This is a genomic window from Halorubrum sp. CBA1125 (assembly GCF_009742825.1).
In the GTDB taxonomy this organism is placed as follows: Archaea; Halobacteriota; Halobacteria; order Halobacteriales; family Haloferacaceae; genus Halorubrum.
The window spans coordinates 1-5,712 of the sequence record NZ_WPCE01000182.1; the positions used below are offsets into that span (position 1 = coordinate 1).

5 protein-coding genes, 1 tRNA gene and 1 pseudogene are annotated in these 5,712 nt (G+C 68.2%); 1 reads left to right on the forward strand and 6 read right to left on the reverse strand.

Going from position 1 to position 5,712, the window contains the following annotated elements; all coding sequences use genetic code 11:
• Positions 1–127: 127 nt before the first annotated feature.
• The 4 genes from GJ633_RS13315 to GJ633_RS13330 form a co-directional block, all read right to left on the reverse strand.
• The gene (locus tag GJ633_RS13315) at positions 128–382 is read right to left on the reverse strand and encodes a hypothetical protein (RefSeq protein WP_156589206.1); all 255 of its coding nucleotides are present in this window, start codon (positions 380–382) and stop codon (positions 128–130) included.
• Positions 383–440: 58 nt separating this feature from the next.
• Positions 441–968: a metallophosphoesterase gene (locus GJ633_RS13320; protein WP_156589207.1), complete on the reverse strand. Its 528-nt coding sequence runs from the start codon at positions 966–968 to the stop codon at positions 441–443.
• 145 nt (positions 969–1,113) lie between these two features.
• Positions 1,114–3,399 carry a replication factor C small subunit gene (locus GJ633_RS13325; protein ID WP_156589208.1) on the reverse strand — a complete coding sequence of 762 codons (2,286 nt, stop codon included), beginning with the start codon at positions 3,397–3,399 and terminating at the stop codon, positions 1,114–1,116.
• Between the two features lie 86 nt (positions 3,400–3,485).
• A tRNA-Asn gene (locus tag GJ633_RS13330) sits at positions 3,486–3,558 on the reverse strand.
• A 155-nt stretch (positions 3,559–3,713) separates the two neighbouring features.
• Between GJ633_RS13330 and cca the strand changes: the two are divergent.
• Positions 3,714–5,107 (forward strand): annotated as a pseudogene (gene cca / locus GJ633_RS13335) (CCA tRNA nucleotidyltransferase).
• A gap of 34 nt (positions 5,108–5,141) precedes the next feature.
• Here the strand turns inward: cca and GJ633_RS17925 are convergent.
• Both GJ633_RS17925 and GJ633_RS18370 read right to left on the reverse strand, forming a co-directional pair.
• Positions 5,142–5,396 (reverse strand): hypothetical protein, encoded by a 255-nt coding sequence (locus GJ633_RS17925; RefSeq protein ID WP_394351163.1) that lies wholly within the window; start codon positions 5,394–5,396, stop codon positions 5,142–5,144.
• 154 nt (positions 5,397–5,550) lie between these two features.
• Complete coding sequence (locus GJ633_RS18370) at positions 5,551–5,679, reverse strand: CrcB family protein (protein ID WP_343160897.1); 129 nt, start codon at positions 5,677–5,679, stop codon at positions 5,551–5,553.
• Positions 5,680–5,712: the final 33 nt, after the last annotated feature.

Here is a 5,712-nt window from a genome sequence, read left to right on the forward strand (position 1 = left end):
CCGCCGGCGTGCGAACGGCGAACCGCGAGGCAGGTGGCGGGGACAGTAGCTAAAATACGCCTTTGTGCATAAGCTACTTATAATATTTCACCGCCACAAGTCGTGAGTGCGACCCCCGCTTCGGCCCTCACCCGAACGCCGGCCCGCACGCTGCGGACGCTCGTCGACGACCGCTCCCGGCGCCTGCCCCCGACCTGTTGCCCACGGTCGTCGCCGATCGCCATCCCCCTGCCGATCGCGTCCGCCGCCGGTGCGGGTCGGCCTCGCGGGGCGTCGCGTCGCCCGCCGGTTCCCCCGTCCGGCGGGCCGCTCTTCTGTCCGCCGGCGCCGAAGACCGGTCGACCGCCGAGTTCGACCGCCACACGTTCAGGAGTTCGACCACCGTACGCCCTCCCGCCGCCCGCCGGGGGAGAGCACGAGCAGTGACGCTTCGACGTCGCTCAGATCTGGAACCGTTCGAAGACGTCGCCGTCGGGGGTGACGAGCCGCCCGACGAGGCCAGCCGCCGCAGACCCGTCGTCGCCGTCGTTCGCCGGCTCCAGCTCCGCGTGCGCCGGGCGGTTCCCCCGCGGCTGCGCGTGGCTCCCGGGGTTCAGTATCGGGAGGTCGCCGGAGTCGTCGAAGCGGGGTCGGTGGCTGTGTCCGCAGACCACGACGTCCGCGTCGCGGCCCCGCCCCAGCATCATGAGCCCCGTGTCGCCGCTCCGGTGGCGGTGCGTGACCGCGAACCGGGTCCCGGCGTACTCGACCGTGCGGACCTCCGGCACGCGGTCGCGGATCGCGGCGTCGTCGTTGTTGCCGTACACGGGACGGAGAGACCGGGCGGTGGACTCGAAGGCGTCGAGCACCGGTTCGCGGTAGAAGTCGCCGGCGTGGATCACCGTCTCCGCCTCGCGGACCGCGTCGAGGGTCCGCCCGCGGAGCTTCGATTCCTCGCGTGCGTGCGTGTCGGCGACGACGACGAGCATACCCGCGCTCGGTGGCGACCGGGCTTAAACCGAGGGGACGCGGGCGGCGGGACGGGAGAGATCCATCGCGGTCGGCGGTCGGACCGCGGTCGGAGGTCGACGGTCGACGATCGGACCGTGGTCAGCGGTCGACGGCGGCGGTCGACTACGCCGATTCGAGCGACAGCGACGCGAGCAGCGACTCCAGCTGGACCTGCTCGTTCGCGCCCTCCGCGATCCGGTAGTCGACGTCGCCGATCCGCTCCATCAGCCGGACCGCCTCTCGCTCTGTCAGGTCGAACTCCCAGACGGAGCGGTGGAGCTGGTCGATGACGTCGCCGCCGGCCATCCCCGTCTCGGTGAGCAGCGTGTCGAGCGTCGCCCGCGCCTTCGTGAAGTCGCCCGCGAGCGCGTCCGTCACCATCGACTCGATCTCCTCGGGCCGGGCCGTGGCGGTGATCGCGTACACCGCCTCCTCGTCGACGACGTCGCCCGTCGTCGCCGCCGCCTGCAGGGAGTTGATCGCCCGGCGCATGTCGCCGTCGGCCGCGTAGACCAGGGCGTCGACGGCCGCGTCGGTCACCTCGATCCCCTCTGCGGCGGCGATCTCGCGCACCTGCCCGGCGACCGCCTCGTCCGACAGCGGCGAGAACCGGAAGACGGCACACCGCGACTGGATCGGGTCGATGATCTTCGAGGAGTAGTTACACGAGAGGATGAAGCGGGTGTTGTCGGAGAACTGCTCCATCGTCCGGCGAAGCGCTGACTGAGCGTCGTCGGTGTTGTGAGTTAACACGCCATTTGCGAGCATGAAGTTGGGCGTTCCCTCCATGCTGATATTGTACGCCTTTCCGCGATGGCTGTACTCGATGCGGCTGATCTCGGCGGTCTGAACCGACTTCACACCACCATCTGTGACGGCAGTGGCTTCGAACTCGTCTTTCTCGTAGTGTGCGTGGTGGGGAAGCTCACCGTCACCGACGACTACGAAGGTGTATTCGTCGCCGTAGGTCTCCAGGAACTCTTCCACCTTTTCGGTCTGTCCCCAAAGCGCGGCCACCCCCTTGACTTCGATTACCGTCTTATCCACCACGAAGTCGGGGTGATACACGGAGTCAGACAGCTCGAACGCCGGCTCGTACTCAATTCCCTCGTCTTGCAGCTTCTTACCGACCTCGTATTCCCAATCGGATCGGACGAGGTGTCCCAAATCGTCACTGTGTCTGATGTTACCGCCTGTGGGCTCATGGCCCTGCAACGCCTCTGAGACTTTCGCCGCGACCTCCGGGTCACGCATCGGGTTTTTGTCACCGCTGATGTCACAGACGGGATAGTCGCAGTTCTCGACGCTCTTTTTGATGACCGCTTCCCGCTCCTCGTCGTCCAGACTCTCCCACCACTCAGTTGTGGCTGCACCGATGTCTGCTTTCACCTCGTCGGGATCTGCGTCGACGACCCACTCCTCCCACGACGTACCCGACCGCATTTCGCTGATCGTCTCGCGGAACCGTTCAACTGTCTCATCGTCCATCTCCATGACGTGGATCCCATGGAAGTCCCCGCCATAGTTCGGATTGTTCTCGCCGGCGAACCGTCCGTCGGAGAGCGCGGTGACGATCTTCTCCCGTCGCTCGTCGGACCACTCCACGCCGTACATCGGGTTCCCCTCGCCGCGCATTTCCCGGCTGTGTCCCTCGTTCTTACATTCGATCGAGCAGAACCGGCCCGCCGTCCAGGCACCACAGACCTCACACTGCGACACGCCGATCTCGTCTCTGAAGTCTGCGACCTCGTCACCGGGAGACAGTTCTCGTAGCTCCTTCTCAACAAGTCGATCATCGTCACCGACAACGAAGAACGGGTGTGTCGGACTGGCGAGCATCGTCCGACCGTCGTCCAGCTCTATCTCGAAGAAGTCCGCGACACCGGAGTCCACCAGATGCCCCTCGTCGGACTGTATCTCGTTTGTCTCGAAATCGACGGACGGGATCGGTTCGCCGTCGACACTCACCTCCTCGATCGGTTTCACCTCTGGGTTTGACGGGTATCCGGTGACGACCTCCGTTCCAGGTGGAACGCAAAGCGAGTCGGCCTCGTCGAGAAACACGATCCGGAAGTCGCCGCCGAACGACGACCGCGCGAACCCCTTGATCCGGTCGCGGACGACGTCGATGCCGCGCTGGTCCGAGGCGTTGAGTTCGAGGAAGTTGCCGCGCCAGTTCTCCTCGCCGTAGACCTCGCGGGCGATGGCGGTGGCCGCGGTGGTTTTTCCCACACCAGCAGGTCCTGAAAACAAAAGGTGCGGCACGTCGTCCTGGTCGATGTAGCTCTGGAGGCGCTCGACGATCGCCTCCTGGCCGTGGATGTCGTCGAGCGACTGCGGCCGGTACTTCTCGATCCAGATCTCCCGGCCGGTGGGCGTCGCCGCCGCCTGCTCGTCGGCCTCGCTCATTGGACGATCGGAGGGGCGGTGGGGTGATAAACGAACCGAGAGACGGACGTCGTCACAGGGGTGGAACGCACGGGAAAACGGAGAGGCGCCGAAGCCAGGACTCGAACCTGGGACCGCCTCGTTAACAGCGAGGCGCTCTACCAACTGAGCTACTTCGGCCCGATTCAGGCTACTCGGCTCGTTTTGATAGGGCTTTCGTTTCCGCCCGACGCCGGCGGGTCACCGCCGACGGCGACGAGCGCGGCGGCGGTGACGGGCGCCGAGCCGGCCCGGACGACCGACACGCTTTCGGCCGAACCGGGAGAAATCCGTCCATGGACGATCTCGAGGCCGTGCTGTCGCGCGTTCGCGACCGCGTGACTCCCGACCCGGCCGAGCGCGAGCGGCTGCGAGCGGTCGCGACGGAGCTCCGTGGTCGCGCCCGCGAGGCCGTCGCCGACCTCCCGGTGGAAGCGGACGTGGTGCAGGTGGGATCGACCGCGCGCGGAACGTGGGTCTCCGGCGACCGCGACATCGACCTCTTCGTCCGGTTCGACGCGGACCTCTCCCGGGAGGAGCTCGAGGAGTACGGGCTCGCGGTCGGGCACGCCGTCCTCCCGGACGGCCACGAGGAGTACGCCGAACACCCGTACGTGAAGGGGACCTACGAGGGGTTCGACGTCGACCTCGTCCCCTGTCACGACGTCGAACGGGCGGGCGACCTGGTCTCGGCGGTCGACCGAACTCCCTTCCACGACGCGTACCTCTCCGCCCGGCTCACCGAGGACCTCGCGTCCGACGTGGTACTCGCGAAGGCCTTCCTGAAGGGAGTCGGCGCGTACGGCAGCGACCTCCGGACGGAGGGCTTCTCCGGGTATCTGACCGAACTGCTCGTCTTAGAGTTCGACGGGTTCGTCCCGCTCGTGGAGTCGGCGCGGAGCTGGCACCCGCCCGTGGAGTTCGACCCGGAGGGACACGCCGAGCGAACCTTCGCGGACCCGCTCGTCGTCGTCGACCCGACGGACCCGACGCGGAACGTCGCCGCGGTGCTCTCGGCGTCGAACCTCGCGCGGTTCCAGCACTACGCCCGAGCGCTGCTCGCCGCCCCGAACGAAGAGCTGTTCGACCCCGAGGGTCCGGCGCCGCTCGACGCGTCGAGTGTCCGCGACCACCTCGACCGGCGGGAGACGACCCCCGTGGCGGTCGTCTTCGACGCGCCCGACCTCGTCGACGACCAGCTGTGGCCCCAGCTCCGGCGCTCGCTCGACGGGATCGTGGGCGGCCTGAACGATCGCGGCTTCGACGTGCTCCGCGCCCGGGCGATGGTCGGCGAGGGCGATCGAGACGAAACCGTCGGGACCGACCGGACGACCCGAGCGGCGCTGTACGCCGAGCTGGAGGTGGCCGCGCGCCCGGCCGTCGAGCGCCACGAAGGGCCGCCGGTCGCCGTCCGCAAACACGCGGAACGCTTCTACGAGTCGTACGCCGACGACGTCGACCCGGAGACGTACGGGCCGTTCATCGACGGGAACCGATACGTCGTCGAACGGGAGCGCGAGTTCACGACGGTTCGGGAGTACCTCGAGAGCGACGCGGCGACCGACGTCGCCCTCGGCGCACAGATCGAGGCGGCGTTCGCCGACCGCGACGTGCTGGTCGGCGACGCCGTCGCGATGCTGGCAGACGAGTTCGGGCGAGCGCTGCGGGCGTCTACGAACCCCACCCGTGAACGCCACCGCCGTCGCTCCCGGTGGTGCGTCACCTCACGCGGAGAGCCTGTCCGAAACGACGTAGACGAGGGCGACGATACCGGCGATCACCAGCGCGACCGCGGACAGGAACGCGGCGACCCGCGGGTAAACCAGCCAGAAGGCGACGTAGAAGGAGAACCCGAGCGCGAGGAGTCCGACCACGAGGATCCCCCGACTCGGGTTCTGGACGGCCGCGACGAACGCCCGCTGCGGGATCGAGAGATCGTTCGGCGTCGGCAGCGACTCGTCGTCGTCGGTCACGGCCAGCGGTACGCGCCGAAGCGGCCTGTACCTGTCGTTCGATCGCCGCCGTCCGACGCCGTCGCGGCGGACCGTGACCGGGACGGCGACCGACGACCGCGCCGTCACACCGCCGCCGCGACCGCCGTCGCCCCGACGAAGAACGCGACCAGTCCGGCGATCAGGTTCGCGGCCGCGAACCGCCCCGCGACGGAGCGCGTCGCCGCTCGGCCGCGGTCGAGACGGTCTCGACCGCGAACGAGGAGAACGTCGTGAACGCGCCGCAGAACCCGACCGCGAAAAGCGCCAGTCGCCGCCGAGCCGATCGGCGCCGCGAGGCGCC